Raw genomic sequence first — 14,486 nt, forward strand, 5'->3', positions numbered from 1 at the left:
GAGTCCGATGCGTGTCTGGTTTTTGAGTGCTGGCCTGGCCTTGATGTGCATGGCCCAAAACGCAGCGGCGGGTACAGTCCTGATCGTTGGCGATAGTATCAGCGCCGGTTTCGGGCTGGATACCCGCGTGGGGTGGGTATCGCTGCTTGAACAGCGGCTCAAGCGTGAGGGTTTCGACGATAAAGTGATCAATGCGTCCATCAGTGGCGACACCAGTGCGGGAGGCCAGGCACGCCTGCCTGCGCTGCTTGCAGAGCATAAGCCTGAGCTGGTTGTCCTCGAGTTGGGCGGCAATGACGGCCTGCGTGGAATGCCCCCGGCTAATTTGCAACAAAACCTTGCGTCGATGATCGACAGCTCCCGGGCCAGCGGTGCCAAGGTGGTGTTGCTTGGCATGCAACTGCCGCCCAATTACGGTGCCCGCTACACCAAGGCCTTCGCCGAGGTCTACAGCAACCTGGCCGATGAGAAAAAGATCCCGCTGGTGCCGTTTTTCCTCGACGGCGTGGGTGGCCATCCGGACTTGATGCAGGCTGACGGCATACACCCGGCGGCCGGGGCCCAGGACAAGTTGCTGGAAAATGTCTGGCCTACTCTAAAACCACTGTTATGACACTTTTCTAGACGCAGGCTTTCGGCTAAGGTGGCGCCCCCGATTTGGAGCCCCCGATGCCGCGTCCCGCCTGGTCACTATTTGCCTACCAACTGATCGAGCCTGACGAACAGCTGGATCTGTTCGCCTGCCAGGAAGTGCGGGTGCATCTGGTGACCCGTCAACTGGAGTTGGGCGGCTCGGCTGACCGCACCTTGTGTGGCAGCCTGTTGCCGGCACAGCCGCGCTGGTCGAGTGTCGATCGCCGGGTGTTTCAGGACCAGCGGTTGTGTTCGTTGTGTCGGGCCATTCTTGAGTCGCAGAAGCGGGGTACGTCGCCGATCTGGCCTGAATTGCGGTTTGAGCTTTGATCCGTCGGGAGTCGAGGCGGCCTGCCAGCCGACCAATCTCTCACAGACATACGCCGATCCACTGTAGGAGCGGGCTTGCCCGCGAAGGCGGCCTGCCAGCCGACCAATCTCTCACAGACATACGCTGATCCACTGTAGGAGCTGGCTTGCCAGCGAAAGCGGCCTGCCAGCCAACCAATCTCTCACAGATGTACTCAGCACCTGTGGGAGCGAGCTTGCTCGCGATAGCGGCCTGCCAGTCGACCAGGAACATCACAGACGAACGACTCCGGTAACCAGGCCGGCCGGTAGGCCGCCTCGGATACGCCCCCCCCACGCCCTGAGCCTGCCCGTCAACCTGTGACGACCTCCATCGGCACCTCTACCAACGTTGATCCGCGCCGCGTTAAAGCCTGCCACGCCGCCATCGCGAGCAAGCTCGCTCCCACAGGTAACCGCATCCGCAGAAACGGATATGTACACCCGTAAAAAACACGTCACCCAACACACAGCCATCGCGAGCAGGCTCACCCCCACACGGGAGCGAGGACAATCGAAAAATCGCCTTGCATAACCTGCAATCGGGCCATCTCCCCGAAATAACGGACAGCGGTGTACAATCGCGCGCTTATACTCTCAGTTGATCATGCGAAGGATTTTCCGGATGTTGTCGCGCTTTCCTGCCGTCACCCGCTGCCTGACACTTGCCGCCCTTTTGGTGGCCGGTCCCGTTGCAGCATTGGAGTTTCCCCTGCCACCGCCCGGCGAAGACATCATCGGCCAGGTGCAGGTGATCAAGGCCAAGTACGAAGATACCTTCGCCGACCTTGGTACCGCCTACGATCTGGGCTACACGGAAATGGTCGCGGCCAACCCGGGTGTCGATGCCTGGTTGCCAGGCGTCGGCACGGAAATCATCCTGCCGACCCGCTTCATCCTGCCACCAGGCCCGCGTGAAGGCATCGTGATCAACCTGGCCGAATACCGCCTCTACTACTACCCGAAAGGCAAAAACGTGGTGTACACGTTCCCGCTGGGTATCGGTCGTGAAGGCTGGGGCTCGCCGATTGCCCACACCAGCATCATTGCCAAGACACCTAATCCGACCTGGACGCCTCCGGCTTCGATCAAGGCCGAACACGCAGCCGACGGTGATCCGCTACCCAACGTCGTGCCGGCCGGCCCTGACAATCCGCTGGGGCCGTTCAAGTTCACCCTGGGCACACCGGGCTACCTGATCCACGGTTCGAACAAGAAGTTCGGTATCGGCATGCGCACCAGCCACGGTTGCTTCCGCATGTTCAACAACAACGTGCTGGAAATGGCGAGCATGGTGCCGGTCGGTACGTCGGTGCGGATCATCAACGATCCGTACAAGTTTGGTTTGAGTGGCGGCAAGGTCTATCTGGAGGCGCATACGCCGCTGGACGACAAGGGCAACCCGTCGGTGGTCGACAAGCACACCGCGGTCATCAACGCGATGCTCAAGCGTGAAGACATCACTAACAACCTGCGCATGAACTGGGATGTGGTGCGTGATGTGGTTGCCGCTGAAGACGGCCTGCCGGTGGAGATTGCTGTGCCGGGCAACAACGCCGTACCGATGGTGTCGAGCACTCCGGTCGACCCGATGCAGTAAGCTTGTAAAGGGCCCGTCGGCGCGGACCGCGTCGACGGGTTTTTTATTGCCTGGAGAAACGCCGGGCAATAAAAAAGCCGACCCAAAAAATGGATCGGCTTGATAACAATCCCGAAGGATTATTACTTGCGGCTAGCTTTGTCCAGCATGCGCAGAGCACGCTCGTTAGCTTCGTCAGCAGTCTGTTGTGCTTTTTGAGCAGCAGCCAGAGCTTCATCAGCTTTACGGTAAGCTTCGTCTGCACGAGCCTGGGAGCGAGCAGCTGCGTCTTCAGTAGCGGTCAGACGTGCTTCAGTTTCTTTCGATGCGCTGCTGCAACCGGTAGCCAGAACTGCGGCCAGAGCCAGAGCAGAGAATTTCAGAACGTTGTTCATCGTGTTCCCCTTCAAGGACTTTCTATTAAGTAGCTATCTCCTCCGATTGAGGAAATAGCCGGCGTACATACTACCTATTACTTGTAGTAAGTAAAACTGACGTGACGCAAGAAGCAAAAAAAATTGTAGGCGTTGATTCTTTTTCGAGCAACTTTTAACTGAATTGATTAAAAAACATCCAGCTGCAAGGCCCGTGGCTGAGCCAGCTGGTGAGAAAAAGTTCCTTCGGCATACCGCTCTTTCTCCAGTCTGGCTAGAGCCGCCTACATGGATTCGTCTACACTTTTGTTCGGCTTTGCGTAGCGCCTCTCAACATCTTTCTCGATGTTCAGGTGACTTTAACAATGGGCGCTCGTCTTAGTCTCAACATCCGGCAATGTTCAGGCTATCGACCCGGAGTGATCTTCGGTCGAGCCATTCCTGCGTGATCCGGAGCAGCACCTGCCAACCTGCATGATGACGAGCGCACCTTGAGCATTTCTGTCAATGGTGCCTACTATTTGTACGTGCCCGGTAGCGCGAGTTCGGTGCAGCTCTTCTCGGTGTCCATTCAGGCACGGGGTGGCGTAGATGTTCCTTCGCCGGAAAAACATCGGTAAGGTAGGGGTCGGAATTCCAGACCCGCGAGGAGTAGTGATGAGCGAGGCGTTGTCCATCCACCATGACCAGGCTGGTCATCAGTTCGAGACCATTGTGGACGGTCATCGTGCCTATCTCACCTATATGGATCTGGGGAAGCAGACCCTGGATATCTATCGCACCTTCGTGCCCAACGCGTTGCGTGGTCACGGTATTGCGGCAGCCTTGACCGAGAAGGCCCTGGAGTACGCGGAGGAAATGGGCTACACCGTCATTCCATCGTGCTCCTACGTCGAGCGCTACATGGAGCGTCACCAGCGGCATGCGGCCAAGCTGAGCCAGTGACCTTCAGTAAAACGAACGCATAAAAAAACGCCGGATTCAGTCCGGCGTTTTTGTGTGTCCGCTAAAAGCGATCAGCTGCGATCGCGTTTAGGCAATACATCCTTGAGCTTGGCATGCATGCTGCGCAAGGTGTTTTCGGTCGCGGTCCAGTCGATGCAGGCGTCGGTGATCGAAACGCCGTATTGCAGGTCGGCGAGGTCTTTCGGGATCGCCTGGCAGCCCCAGTTCAGGTGGCTTTCAACCATCAGGCCGATGATCGATTTGTTGCCTTCGAGGATCTGGTTGGCGACGTTTTCCATCACCAGCGGTTGCAGGGCCGGATCCTTGTTGGAGTTGGCGTGGCTGCAATCGACCATGATGTTCGGCTTGATCTTCGCCTTGTTCAACGCCTGTTCGCAGAGCGCAACGCTGACCGAATCGTAGTTCGGCTTGCCGTTGCCGCCGCGCAACACCACGTGACCGTAGGCATTGCCCTTGGTGGTCACGATCGACACGCCACCTTCCTGGTTGATGCCCAGGAAGCGGTGTGGGCTGGAAACCGACTGCAGGGCGTTGATCGCCACGGTCAGGCCGCCATCGGTGCCGTTCTTGAAGCCGACGGCCGAGGACAGGCCGGAGGCCATTTCACGGTGAGTCTGGGATTCGGTGGTGCGCGCGCCGATGGCCGACCAGCTGATCAGGTCCTGCAAGTATTGCGGGGAGATCGGGTCGAGGGCTTCGGTGGCAGTCGGCAGGCCTTTTTCGGCCAGGTCCAGCAGCAACTGGCGACCGATGTGCAAGCCGTCCTGGATCTTGAACGAGTCGTCCAGGTACGGGTCGTTGATCAAGCCTTTCCAGCCGACGGTGGTACGTGGCTTCTCGAAATAAACGCGCATGACCAGATACAGGGTATCGGACACTTCGGCAGCGAGAACCTTCAGGCGCTCGGCATACTCATGGGCGGCCTTGATGTCGTGGATCGAGCAAGGCCCGATGACGACGAACAGGCGGTGGTCGGTGCCATCCAGAATATTGCGAATGACTTCGCGGCCCTTGGTGACGGTGCGCAGTGCGGCGTCGCTCAGGGGAATATCGCGCTTGAGCTGATCGGGAGTGATCAGCGTCTCGTTGGAGGCGACGTTTAGGTCGTTGATCGGTAAATCAGCCATCGTTTACTCGTCAGGTCACGGGTGCCGGCCGCCAGCGAACCCGCGCGGCGGAGCACAGCAAATTAAGCGCGTCGGGAAGCCGAACCTTAGCGCGTTACACCGTGGCTCGACAATGGGCAGACACCGGTTTGGTGGGGTTTTGCAGTCAGTTTCCCTGCCGCGAGGGGCAAACCGATCAAGAACGCCTCTATTCCAGCGCCGGTTGCGCAAAAGCCTTGCGCACCGAATCGTGAGAGAACTCGTCGGCATGCTCCTGGACCCACTCGAGGGCCAGGGCCTGGATGTCCTGCAAGTCGTCATGGGCGTCGTGCAGGCGGCAGTAGCGTTCGATCTGACACACCTGCTCGCCCATTCGGGCGCTGAACAGCGTTTGCTCGTCGACAAAGGCGATGCCCACCAGATAACCGCGTTTGCGCCGCAGGCACCAGGCGACATAGCCCAGGTAGCGCATGTCCGGGTTCACGGTCGGCATGCGTACCTCCAGCGCCGTGCCGTAGCGCCACGCGCGGTGATAATTGCAAGCCATGCCCCCGAGACTGATAGTGTGCAGCTGTCGTCGCGAAATACACTCAGGTTTCAGCAACGTTAATTCAACGGGCACATCGTCAGGGTGAGGAATAAAACGTCCCATGAACACAGACTCCATGTGTCGGCCATCTGACATTGTTCACCCAAGTATAGTGGTCGAATTGGAACTGACCGATTTTGACGCCGACCAACGGCTGCTGGCGATGAGCGGCGTGTCGCTGGTCATTTTCACCAGTGTCGGCTGCGCCGGTTGCCGTTTTGCCCGTGAGCAATTGCCGACACTCGATCTGGCAGTCGATCGACTGTGCTGGATCGATGCCGGCAACAACGGCGGGGTGGTCGAGCGTTATCAGGTCTTTCACTTGCCGGCGCTGTTTGTCGTTCGCGACGGCGAATTCTTCGGAGCACTGAAATCGCGCCTGACCGACACCGAGCTCAATCGGACGGTGCGCCAGGCGTTGAGTCGAACAGCAGAGGAGTTGCCATGATGGGGACAGTTGCCAGGCCGAGAATCGGCATTATCGGGACCGGCGCAATCGGCGGTTTCTATGGGGTGATGCTGGCGCGTGCCGGTTTTGATGTGCATTTTCTGCTGCGCAGCGAGTTTTCCGCTGTGGCCGAGCACGGGTTGCAAGTCGATAGCGCGCCCCACGGTGCGCTGAAACTGAACCCGGTGCAGGCTTATTCGAACGCTCAAGACATGCCGCTCTGCGACTGGCTGCTGGTGGGCGCGAAAACCACCAGCAATGCAGAGCTGGCACCCGCCATCCTGCAAGCGGCGGCACCGAACGCCAGGGTACTGCTGTTGCAAAATGGCCTGGACGTCGAAGACAGCCTGCGCGAGTTGCTCCCCGATTCGCTGCATGTGCTCGGCGGGCTCTGCTACATCTGCGTCCATCGCGAGGCGCCGGGTGTCATTACCCATCAGGCGCTGGGCGCAGTGCACATTGGTTATCACAGCGGTCCCGCCGACGGACCGGCACGCACTGCGATTGTCGAGGAGGGTGTCGGGCTGTTTCGCAACGCCGGCCTCGACTCACAGGCCATGGCGAATTTACATCAGGCACGTTGGCAAAAACTGGTCTGGAATATCCCGTACAACGGTCTCTCGGTGTTGCTGGGGGCGAGCACTACACCGTTGATGGCCGATGCCGACAGTCGCGAACTGATCAAGGCGTTGATGGCTGAAGTGGTGCAAGGCGCCGTCGCGTGTGGGCACGACATACCGGCGGGGTATGCCGAGCACTTGTTCATGGTGACCGAAAAAATGCCCGACTACTGGCCGAGCATGTACCACGATTATTTGCACAAGCGACCGCTGGAACTGGCCGCGATCTACGCCCGGCCTTTGGCCGCGGTAAAGGCGGCCGGGTATGAGATGCCGCGCATCGAGGCCTTGTATCGCAGTTTGAGTTTCATTGATCGACGCAACACCTGAGTCGACCGACCTGAGGGGGAAGGGCATGCCAAAGGCAATTGACGACAAGCTGGTGCTGGCGATTTCTTCGCGGGCGCTGTTCGACCTGAGCGAAAGCCACAAGGTCTACCTGTCGAGTGGCGTCGAAGCCTACCGGCAATACCAGATCGAACATGAAGACGAAATCCTCGAGCCCGGAGATGCCTTCCCGTTGGTGCAAAAGCTTCTGAACCTCAACAACAGCCTTGGCCGCGCCCGGGTCGAGGTGATTCTGGTGTCGCGCAACAGCGCCGACACCGGGCTGCGGGTGTTCAACTCGATTGACCACTATGGACTGGCGATTTCCCGTGCGGCCTTTGTCGGCGGGCGCAGTCCGTATCCCTACCTCAAGGCCTTTGGCTGCGACCTGTTTCTCTCGACCCACGCCGAAGATGTACGCAGTGCACTGGACGCCGGGTTCGCCGCGGCGACCATTCTGTCGGGCGGTGCCAGTCGTGCGGCCAGCGACGAATTGCGCATCGCCTTCGACGGAGACGCGGTGCTGTTTTCCGATGAGTCGGAGCGTATATATCAGGCCGGTGGTCTGGAGGCGTTCCAGGCCAGCGAGCGTGAGGCCGCCCGCGAGCCGTTGCGCGGTGGGCCGTTCAAGGGTTTTCTCGCCGCCCTCAATCTGTTGCAGCGTGAGTTCCCGCAGGATGCCTGTCCGATCCGTACCGCGCTGGTCACGGCACGATCGGCACCGGCCCATGAGCGAGTGATTCGCACGTTGCGCGAGTGGGACATCCGTCTGGACGAGTCGCTGTTCCTCGGCGGCCTGACCAAGTCAGCCTTTCTCGAAGCCTTCGCGGCCGACGTGTTTTTCGACGATCAGGCCGGCCACTGCGAATTGGCCCGTGAAGTCGTCGCCACCGGTCATGTGCCCCATGGCATAAGCAACGAACAAAAGGTTTAAGCCCCGCGTTCAATGCGTTGCGCCGCACGTCGCAGTCGTCAAGGCACTGCTAAGCTGAATCAAATCTCCGCCATGTCGGCAGTCGAGGAGGTCATATGATTCGTTCGATGCTGTATGCCACTGACCTTGGCCTGTACGCGCCCGTGGTGATGCAGCATGCCCTGGAACTGGCCCGGATCTTCAATGCCGACTTGTATGTGGTGCATGCGGTTGAACCCATGGGGTTGTTTGCCGAATCGGTGCTGGAAAGTTATCTCGATGAACAGGCGCTGAACGAATTTCACAGCCAGGGCCTGAATACCGTGATTGCCAGTATCGAGCAGCGGGTGCTCGACAGTTTTCGTGAGGAGTTGGGGGATGAAGGGGAGCACGATCTGGAGCGGATTCAGGCAGTACGGGTGCTGCAGGGCGACCCATCGCAGGTGATTCTGGACCAGGCGCAGAAACTCTCCGTGGATTTGTTGATCGTAGGAAGTCACAGCCACGGTGCGGGTGCGGAAACGCCTTTGGGACGAACCGCCGCCCGTGTGCTGCAACTGTCCACGGTGCCGGTCTATATGGTGCCCCTGGTGCAACGTCGTCGCCAAGGGGATCGCTAGAACACGAATAGTGGCAATCTGACAAAAAAGTTCTAGATTTATTCTTCGTGCCATTAATATAGTTATATACCGTCGCTGATGCCCGTGGCGTCTACCTGCTTTGAGGGATTCATATGAAGCTTCAACAATTGCGCTACATCTGGGAAGTGGCGCACCACGACCTCAACGTTTCCGCTACAGCCCAAAGTCTTTACACCTCTCAACCAGGCATCAGTAAACAGATCCGTCTGCTGGAAGACGAGTTGGGCGTCGAGGTTTTCGCCCGCAGCGGCAAGCACCTGACCCGTGTGACCCCGGCCGGTGAGCGCATCATCACCACCGCTGGTGAAATCCTGCGCAAGGTTGAAAGCATCAAGCAGATCGCCCAGGAGTTCTCCAACGAGAAGAAAGGCACCCTGTCGATCGCCACCACCCACACCCAGGCGCGTTATGCGTTGCCGCCGGTGATCAGCAGTTTCATCAAGCAATACCCGGACGTTGCCCTGCACATGCATCAGGGATCGCCGATGCAAATCGCCGAAATGGCCGCTGATGGCACCGTGGATTTCGCCATTGCCACCGAAGCGCTCGAGCTGTTCGGTGATCTGGTGATGATGCCGTGCTACCGCTGGAACCGTTGCGTGGTCGTGCCTCAAGGGCACCCGTTGACCAAACTGTCGAAACTGACCCTCGAAGCGCTGGCCGAGTACCCGATCGTGACGTACGTGTTCGGTTTTACCGGTCGTTCGAAACTCGACGAAGCGTTCAGCCATCGCGGCCTGACGCCCAAAGTGGTGTTCACCGCCGCCGACGCCGACGTGATCAAGACCTATGTTCGCCTGGGGCTGGGCGTGGGCATCGTGGCGAAAATGGCCGTCGACAGCAAACTCGACAGCGACCTGGTCGTGCTCGATGCCAGTGAGTTGTTCGAGTCCAGCGTGACCAAGATCGGCTTCCGTCGCGGCACCTTCCTGCGGGGTTTCATGTGCGACTTCATCGAGAAGTTCGCGCCGCACCTGACCCGCGAAGTCATGGCCAAGGCCATTCAATGCCACAACAAGCAGGAACTGGAAGAGCTGTTCGACGGCGTCGAGCTGCCCGTTCACTGATAGCGTTTCCTGCCGGTCAAATCACCTCGGTGACAGCGAACTGTTGCCGAGCGCCCGCCACCATGATCTCCACCTCATCGCCCTCGAACTTGCCCAGCAGGCTTTTGCCCAGCGGTGAGCGGGGGGTGATGACAGTAATCAGCTGCCCCACCAGATCGACCTTCAATCCGGCTGCATCGGGGGCGAGAAACAGCCATTGTTCGCGTCCCTTTTCATCCTCGAGCCCGAGCAGCGCGCCCACTTCGATGCCCCGCTGATCGTCATACGGGCGCAGGGCCAGGTTCTGGCAGAGGCTCAACGACTGGCGAATTTCTTCGACCCGCCTGGCTTGTCCGGCCGCGAGATAGGAGGCTTCCAGCCCCAGGGTGTCGTACTTGTTCTCGGCGATGTTTTCTTCATGTGTCGCCGTTTCGTAAGCGGTTTGCGCGGCTCGTTCGGCGATGTCGAGATCGATCCGCAGCTTGTCGAGAATCAGTTGGTGGACGGTGTGCTTATTCATGTTCAATCGCAGAATTGCAGGACGTTGGCGCGGCTTTTTTCGCTGGGTGCGGTCCGGTCCTGTTGCTGCCAGAACTGACAGCTTGGGTTGGACAGGTTGCGACCGCTGTTACGAGCCTGATCGAGCCGTTGCTGCTGCTCGTTCTTGCGCAGGTTTTCTTCATATTGCTCGAACAGCGGGCTCTGTGGCGCAATGTCCGGCACCGGTTGCGCTGCCACCGGTGGTTTGGCCAGTTGTTCCACAGCTGCCGCCACAGATGCCAATTGTTCGCTGAAAAGCAGGCGCGAAGCGAGCCAGCAGGTCAGCGCAATGGCAATGAATCCCAGCCACATGCCGAGGGCGATGCTGCCGGCCAGTTGCAGGGCGTTGAGGCTGATTGGGAAAGAACGGCGCGGAGTGGGGCGATGGGGCATGGTTGCCTCCTGGCGAAAGGTCACTGGCGAGTGGCGATTGTCGCATGAAGAATAATCGCCGTCGGCTCTTCTGCACGGGGTAATTTATGCGGACAATCGGCGCCTTTGCCAACGGGAGCCTGCAATGCCTGAAATGAAAACCCGCTGGGATATTTTTTGCACTGTGGTCGACAACTTCGGCGACATCGGTGTGACCTGGCGACTGGCCCGGCAACTGGTGGCCGAGCATGGAGTGGTGGTGCGCCTGTGGGTCGATGATCTGCGAGCGTTCGAGCGCCTGTGCCCGGAAATCGACATCCACGCCGCGCAGCAATGGCAACAAGACGTCGAAGTGCGCCAATGGCCCGCCGAATGGCCGCCGACCGAAGCCGCCGATGTGGTGATTGCTGCATTTGCCTGCCAGTTGCCCAGCGCCTATATGGACGCCATGGCCGAACGGGAAAAGACACCGCTGTGGATGAACCTCGATTACCTGAGTGCCGAAGACTGGGTGATCGGCTGCCACGGTTTGCCCTCGGTGAAGTACAAAAACGTGCAGAAGTTCTTTTTCTTCCCGGGGTTCCAGAAGGGCACCGGCGGGTTGTTACGTGAGCGCGGGTTGCTTGAGCGTCGTCGGCAATTTCAGCAAAACCCGCAGGCTCAAAGAGAATTCCTGCACGGTTTGGGGATTGATCGTGCACCCCGTGCGCAGTTGATCTCATTGTTTGCCTACGAAAACACCGGGCTGGCCAGTTGGCTCGATGGGATGGCAGGCGATTCTTCGGCCACTCATCTGCTGGTGCCGGAAGGGCGGATTCTCGGCGACGTAGAGCGTTGGCTCGGTGTGGAGGGTCTGGCGGCCGGTGCCGTGCATGTGCGTGATGCCTTGACCGTGCAAGTGCTGCCGTTCGTCCGCCAGGACCAATACGACTTGTTGCTATGGTGTTGCGATTTCAATGCCGTGCGCGGCGAAGACTCCTTTGTGCGCGCTCAATGGGCCGGCCGGCCATTTCTCTGGCACATCTACCGGCAGGAAGAAGATATCCATCTGGACAAACTCGAAGCCTTCCTCGAGGTCTATATAAAGGGGCTTTCGGACCCTGCGCGGGAGGCGATCAGCGGTCTCTGGCGGGCGTGGAACGCCGGTGAAAAAATGGCCGACCACTGGCAATCCACCCGTAAACACTGGCCAGAGCTGGAAAAACACGCCGAAGCGTGGTGTCTGGAACAGGCCTTGCAGCCCGATCTTGCCACGGCGCTGGTACAGTTTTATGGAAATTGGATATGATATGCGGCCTAGATTTTTGTAAATCCCATCCAAATTCGGATATTCGCAATGAAAACTGGTAAAGAACTCAAACCCGGTACCGTGATCCGTATCGACAACGATCCTTGGCTGGTTCAGAAAGCTGAATTCACCAAGTCCGGTCGTAACAGCGCGATCATGAAGACCAAGCTGAAGAACCTGCTGACCGGCTACAAGACCGAGACCGTATACGGTGCGGACGACAAGCTGGACGACGTGATCCTCGACCGTAAGGAAGCGACCCTGTCCTTCATCAGCGGCGATTCCTACACGTTCATGGACACCACCGACTACACCATGTACGAGCTGAACGCTGAAGACATCGAAGCCGTTCTGCCATTCGTGGAAGAAGGCATGACTGACGTTTGCGAAGCCGTGTTCTTCGACGAGCGTCTGGTTTCCGTAGAGCTGCCGACCACCATCGTGCGTCAGGTTGACTACACCGAAGGTTCCGCTCGCGGCGACACTTCCGGCAAGGTGATGAAGCCTGCCAAACTGAAGAACGGTACCGAGCTGTCGGTTGCTGACTTCATCGAAATCGGCGACATGATCGAGATCGATACCCGCGAAGGCGGTTCCTACAAAGGCCGTGCCAAATAAGCACCGCTTGAGGAATGAAAAAGCCCGACCATTGAGTCGGGCTTTTTTGTGCCTGCTGGAACACGCCCCCTGTAGGAGCGAGCTTGCTCGCGATGGAGGTTAACGATAACGCGTATTTCTCGATGAAACGCGTCGCCTTCAAGTCCATCGCGAGCAAGCTCGCTCCTACAGGGTGGGGCGGTGTTATTTCTTCAGGTGTTGCTTCAGCTCTTGCGAAGCCTGCAACATCGCCGAACGTACCGCCGGCACCTGGCTCACCACGTTGAGCAAACCGTAGTCGTGGATCAAGCCGTTATAGCGCACCGAGGTCACCGGCACACCGGCCTCATCCAGTTTGCGGGCATAGGCTTCGCCTTCGTCGCGCAACACGTCGGCTCCGGCGGTCTGCACCAGCGCTGGAGGCAATCCTTTCAACTGGGCGGTGGTCGCACGCAGTGGCGAGGCGTAGATCTCGTTCCGTTGATTGGCGTCGGTGGTGTAGTTGTCCCAGAACCACTTCATCATGTTTTTGGTGAGGAAGTGCCCCTCGGCAAACTGGTTATAGGACGCCGTTTCGAAGTTGGCATCAGTCACCGGCCACAGCAGCACCTGGAACCTGATCGCCGGTGTACCCTTATCCTTGGCCATCAGCGCGACCACCGCCGCCATGTTGCCGCCGACACTGTTGCCGGCTACCGCCAGGCGCTTGCCATCGACGTTGATCTCTTTACCGTGCTCGGCCACCCATCGGGTCGCCGCGTAAGCCTGGTTGATCGCCACCGGGTAATGCGCCTCCGGCGACGGCGTGTAGTTCACGAAGACAGCCGCTGCACCCGAACCCGTCACCAGGTCACGTACCAGCCGCTCGTGGGTCGGGAAATCTCCCAGTACCCAGCCACCGCCGTGGAAGAACATGAACACGGGCAGCTCGCCCTTGACCCCGGCCGGCCGGACGATGGTCAGGCTGATCGGTTGGCCGTCGACTTGAATGGTCTTCTGGCTGACATCGGCTTTTGGCAGCATCAGCTTCACCCCGGCCTGGGCGCCAACCAGAACGGCGCGGGCCTCGGCGGGCGTCATTTGCTCCATCGGCTTGCCGGTGCCGGCGTTCAGAACGTCGAGGAATGCCTGGGTGTTGTGTTCAACCCCGGTACCTGCGAACGCGTTGCTGATGGACAAGGCGAGAAGAGTACCGGTCAAGACTTTGCTGAAAGTGTTCATGTTCGTTTCCTGTTCGGGCCTGGGTAGTCAGTGCTTAGACGGTTACGTGCAGACGCACATCGACGTTGCCACGGGTGGCGTTGGAGTACGGGCAGACCTGGTGGGCCGCGTCGACCAGTGCTTGTGCGTCGGCTTGTTCAAGACCCGGCAGGCTGATGTGCAGGTCGATGTCCAGACCGAAGCCACCAGGGATCTGGCCGATGCCGACATGGGCGGTGATCGAAGCGTCGTTCGGGATGCTGCGCCTGGTCTGGCTGGCCACGAATTTCAGGGCGCCGATGAAGCAGGCGGAGTAGCCGGCGGCGAACAGTTGCTCAGGGTTGGTGGCTGCGCCGCCGGCACCGCCGAGTTCTTTCGGGGTGGCGAGTTTGACGTCGAGGATGTTGTCGCTGGAAACCGCACGACCGTCACGGCCACCGGTGGAAGTTGCGATTGCGGTGTAGAGAGTTTGCATGGTGAAAGCCTCGTTCAGGTTTGGTTTGTTTGCGCTAAATGTTTGCGCGCTAAGTAAGTGCGAGATGAATGTATCGCGCTAATGTTTAGCGCGCAAGCTAAATCTTCAAAGAAATCTGAAAAGACGAAATGTCAGCAGGGGCGTTTTTATTGGAAGTGTTGAGCTAGAGCTATCGAGGGGAGTTTTTCAAGAAGAGGTGGCGAACCCGATTTTTCGGTCCCGCACAAAACAAATGTGGGAGCGAGCTTGCTCGCGATTGCCGTCTCACATTCAGCAATGATGCTGACTGACACACCGCCATCGCGAGCAAGCTCGCTCCCAGTGTGCCCGGCATGGGCCAAAACCAGTCACCTGAAAAGTGGTGACCAGAATGAGTGACGAGAACTGTAGTGAAACGCAAGGGGGAAGCCGCGAGGCCAACCTG

At 58.9% G+C, this 14,486-nt stretch carries 18 protein-coding genes; 11 read left to right on the forward strand and 7 right to left on the reverse strand.

The window, feature by feature from the left end; translation table 11 throughout:
- Window positions 1–7: 7 nt before the first annotated feature.
- The 3 genes from KGA81_RS09635 to KGA81_RS09645 all read left to right on the forward strand — a co-directional run bounded on the left by KGA81_RS09635 (window position 8) and on the right by KGA81_RS09645 (window position 2,581).
- Window positions 8–613, forward strand: coding sequence for an arylesterase (locus KGA81_RS09635; RefSeq protein ID WP_223545630.1), 606 nt, complete (start codon window positions 8–10; stop codon window positions 611–613).
- A 56-nt stretch (window positions 614–669) separates the two neighbouring features.
- Window positions 670–963 (forward strand): hypothetical protein, encoded by a 294-nt coding sequence (locus KGA81_RS09640; RefSeq protein WP_003226812.1) that lies wholly within the window; start codon window positions 670–672, stop codon window positions 961–963.
- 643 nt (window positions 964–1,606) lie between these two features.
- Window positions 1,607–2,581 (forward strand): L,D-transpeptidase family protein, encoded by a 975-nt coding sequence (locus KGA81_RS09645; protein WP_223545631.1) that lies wholly within the window; start codon window positions 1,607–1,609, stop codon window positions 2,579–2,581.
- A 122-nt stretch (window positions 2,582–2,703) separates the two neighbouring features.
- On the opposite strand, the gene oprI is transcribed toward KGA81_RS09645, so the two are convergent.
- Window positions 2,704–2,955 (reverse strand): outer membrane lipoprotei OprI, encoded by a 252-nt coding sequence (oprI, locus tag KGA81_RS09650; protein WP_003199355.1) that lies wholly within the window; start codon window positions 2,953–2,955, stop codon window positions 2,704–2,706.
- 636 nt (window positions 2,956–3,591) lie between these two features.
- On the opposite strand from oprI, the gene KGA81_RS09655 reads away from it, so the two are divergent.
- On the forward strand, window positions 3,592–3,879 hold the full coding sequence (locus KGA81_RS09655; RefSeq protein ID WP_223545644.1) for a GNAT family N-acetyltransferase: 288 nt from the start codon (window positions 3,592–3,594) through the stop codon (window positions 3,877–3,879).
- Between the two features lie 71 nt (window positions 3,880–3,950).
- Here the strand turns inward: KGA81_RS09655 and KGA81_RS09660 are convergent, their stop codons facing one another.
- Window positions 3,951–5,027: a 3-deoxy-7-phosphoheptulonate synthase gene (locus tag KGA81_RS09660; protein ID WP_007983549.1), complete on the reverse strand. Its 1,077-nt coding sequence runs from the start codon at window positions 5,025–5,027 to the stop codon at window positions 3,951–3,953.
- Window positions 5,028–5,214: 187 nt separating this feature from the next.
- Window positions 5,215–5,658, reverse strand: coding sequence for a PilZ domain-containing protein (locus tag KGA81_RS09665; protein WP_223545632.1), 444 nt, complete (start codon window positions 5,656–5,658; stop codon window positions 5,215–5,217).
- Here KGA81_RS09665 and KGA81_RS09670 point away from each other — a divergent pair.
- From KGA81_RS09670 to cysB, 5 genes are all read left to right on the forward strand, one after another.
- On the forward strand, window positions 5,657–6,043 hold the full coding sequence (locus KGA81_RS09670) for a thioredoxin family protein (RefSeq protein ID WP_223545633.1): 387 nt from the start codon (window positions 5,657–5,659) through the stop codon (window positions 6,041–6,043). The genes KGA81_RS09665 and KGA81_RS09670 overlap by 2 nt on opposite strands.
- Window positions 6,040–6,993, forward strand: a complete 954-nt coding sequence (locus KGA81_RS09675) for a putative 2-dehydropantoate 2-reductase (protein ID WP_223545634.1) — start codon at window positions 6,040–6,042, stop codon at window positions 6,991–6,993. The genes KGA81_RS09670 and KGA81_RS09675 overlap by 4 nt, the downstream gene beginning before the upstream one ends.
- Before the next feature lie 25 nt (window positions 6,994–7,018).
- Entirely contained in the window at window positions 7,019–7,924 is a 906-nt protein-coding gene (locus KGA81_RS09680) for a 5'-nucleotidase (protein WP_223545635.1), read from the forward strand.
- Between the two features lie 95 nt (window positions 7,925–8,019).
- Complete coding sequence (locus KGA81_RS09685) at window positions 8,020–8,523, forward strand: universal stress protein (RefSeq protein WP_223545636.1); 504 nt, start codon at window positions 8,020–8,022, stop codon at window positions 8,521–8,523.
- A 113-nt stretch (window positions 8,524–8,636) separates the two neighbouring features.
- Complete coding sequence (cysB, locus tag KGA81_RS09690) at window positions 8,637–9,611, forward strand: HTH-type transcriptional regulator CysB (protein WP_150726283.1); 975 nt, start codon at window positions 8,637–8,639, stop codon at window positions 9,609–9,611.
- A gap of 16 nt (window positions 9,612–9,627) precedes the next feature.
- On the opposite strand, the gene KGA81_RS09695 is transcribed toward cysB, so the two are convergent.
- Together KGA81_RS09695 and KGA81_RS09700 are read right to left on the reverse strand one after the other, a co-directional pair.
- Window positions 9,628–10,110 (reverse strand): transcription elongation factor GreAB, encoded by a 483-nt coding sequence (locus tag KGA81_RS09695; RefSeq protein WP_223545637.1) that lies wholly within the window; start codon window positions 10,108–10,110, stop codon window positions 9,628–9,630.
- A 2-nt stretch (window positions 10,111–10,112) separates the two neighbouring features.
- Complete coding sequence (locus KGA81_RS09700; protein ID WP_223545638.1) at window positions 10,113–10,523, reverse strand: hypothetical protein; 411 nt, start codon at window positions 10,521–10,523, stop codon at window positions 10,113–10,115.
- Between the two features lie 124 nt (window positions 10,524–10,647).
- On the opposite strand from KGA81_RS09700, the gene earP reads away from it, so the two are divergent.
- Window positions 10,648–11,790, forward strand: a complete 1,143-nt coding sequence (earP, locus tag KGA81_RS09705) for an elongation factor P maturation arginine rhamnosyltransferase EarP (protein ID WP_223545639.1) — start codon at window positions 10,648–10,650, stop codon at window positions 11,788–11,790.
- Window positions 11,791–11,838: 48 nt separating this feature from the next.
- Window positions 11,839–12,408 carry an elongation factor P gene (locus tag KGA81_RS09710; protein WP_223463739.1) on the forward strand — a complete coding sequence of 190 codons (570 nt, stop codon included), beginning with the start codon at window positions 11,839–11,841 and terminating at the stop codon, window positions 12,406–12,408.
- Between the two features lie 183 nt (window positions 12,409–12,591).
- Here KGA81_RS09710 and KGA81_RS09715 read toward each other — a convergent pair whose 3' ends face one another.
- Entirely contained in the window at window positions 12,592–13,608 is a 1,017-nt protein-coding gene (locus KGA81_RS09715) for an alpha/beta hydrolase (RefSeq protein ID WP_223545640.1), read from the reverse strand.
- A 34-nt stretch (window positions 13,609–13,642) separates the two neighbouring features.
- Window positions 13,643–14,062 carry an organic hydroperoxide resistance protein gene (locus KGA81_RS09720; RefSeq protein WP_056727109.1) on the reverse strand — a complete coding sequence of 140 codons (420 nt, stop codon included), beginning with the start codon at window positions 14,060–14,062 and terminating at the stop codon, window positions 13,643–13,645.
- Window positions 14,063–14,486 lie beyond the last annotated feature (424 nt).

It is taken from the genome of Pseudomonas sp. A-B-19, assembly GCF_019947515.1.
GTDB lineage: Bacteria > Pseudomonadota > Gammaproteobacteria > Pseudomonadales > Pseudomonadaceae > Aquipseudomonas.

What these genes read in the sequence shown, in the direction of transcription:
- KGA81_RS09660 (WP_007983549.1), bottom strand. Translation starts at nt 5,027, where the DNA reads ATGGCTGATTTACCGATCAACGACCTAAACGTCGCCTCCAACGAGACG.
- KGA81_RS09655 (WP_223545644.1), top strand. Translation starts at nt 3,592, where the DNA reads ATGAGCGAGGCGTTGTCCATCCACCATGACCAGGCTGGTCATCAGTTC.
- KGA81_RS09685 (WP_223545636.1), top strand. Translation starts at nt 8,020, where the DNA reads ATGATTCGTTCGATGCTGTATGCCACTGACCTTGGCCTGTACGCGCCC.
- KGA81_RS09710 (WP_223463739.1), top strand. Translation starts at nt 11,839, where the DNA reads ATGAAAACTGGTAAAGAACTCAAACCCGGTACCGTGATCCGTATCGAC.
- KGA81_RS09645 (WP_223545631.1), top strand. Translation starts at nt 1,607, where the DNA reads ATGTTGTCGCGCTTTCCTGCCGTCACCCGCTGCCTGACACTTGCCGCC.
- earP (WP_223545639.1), top strand. Translation starts at nt 10,648, where the DNA reads ATGCCTGAAATGAAAACCCGCTGGGATATTTTTTGCACTGTGGTCGAC.
- oprI (WP_003199355.1), bottom strand. Translation starts at nt 2,955, where the DNA reads ATGAACAACGTTCTGAAATTCTCTGCTCTGGCTCTGGCCGCAGTTCTG.
- KGA81_RS09670 (WP_223545633.1), top strand. Translation starts at nt 5,657, where the DNA reads ATGAACACAGACTCCATGTGTCGGCCATCTGACATTGTTCACCCAAGT.
- KGA81_RS09640 (WP_003226812.1), top strand. Translation starts at nt 670, where the DNA reads ATGCCGCGTCCCGCCTGGTCACTATTTGCCTACCAACTGATCGAGCCT.
- KGA81_RS09695 (WP_223545637.1), bottom strand. Translation starts at nt 10,110, where the DNA reads ATGAATAAGCACACCGTCCACCAACTGATTCTCGACAAGCTGCGGATC.
- KGA81_RS09635 (WP_223545630.1), top strand. Translation starts at nt 8, where the DNA reads ATGCGTGTCTGGTTTTTGAGTGCTGGCCTGGCCTTGATGTGCATGGCC.
- KGA81_RS09720 (WP_056727109.1), bottom strand. Translation starts at nt 14,062, where the DNA reads ATGCAAACTCTCTACACCGCAATCGCAACTTCCACCGGTGGCCGTGAC.
- KGA81_RS09680 (WP_223545635.1), top strand. Translation starts at nt 7,019, where the DNA reads ATGCCAAAGGCAATTGACGACAAGCTGGTGCTGGCGATTTCTTCGCGG.
- cysB (WP_150726283.1), top strand. Translation starts at nt 8,637, where the DNA reads ATGAAGCTTCAACAATTGCGCTACATCTGGGAAGTGGCGCACCACGAC.
- KGA81_RS09675 (WP_223545634.1), top strand. Translation starts at nt 6,040, where the DNA reads ATGATGGGGACAGTTGCCAGGCCGAGAATCGGCATTATCGGGACCGGC.
- KGA81_RS09700 (WP_223545638.1), bottom strand. Translation starts at nt 10,523, where the DNA reads ATGCCCCATCGCCCCACTCCGCGCCGTTCTTTCCCAATCAGCCTCAAC.
- KGA81_RS09715 (WP_223545640.1), bottom strand. Translation starts at nt 13,608, where the DNA reads ATGAACACTTTCAGCAAAGTCTTGACCGGTACTCTTCTCGCCTTGTCC.
- KGA81_RS09665 (WP_223545632.1), bottom strand. Translation starts at nt 5,658, where the DNA reads ATGGGACGTTTTATTCCTCACCCTGACGATGTGCCCGTTGAATTAACG.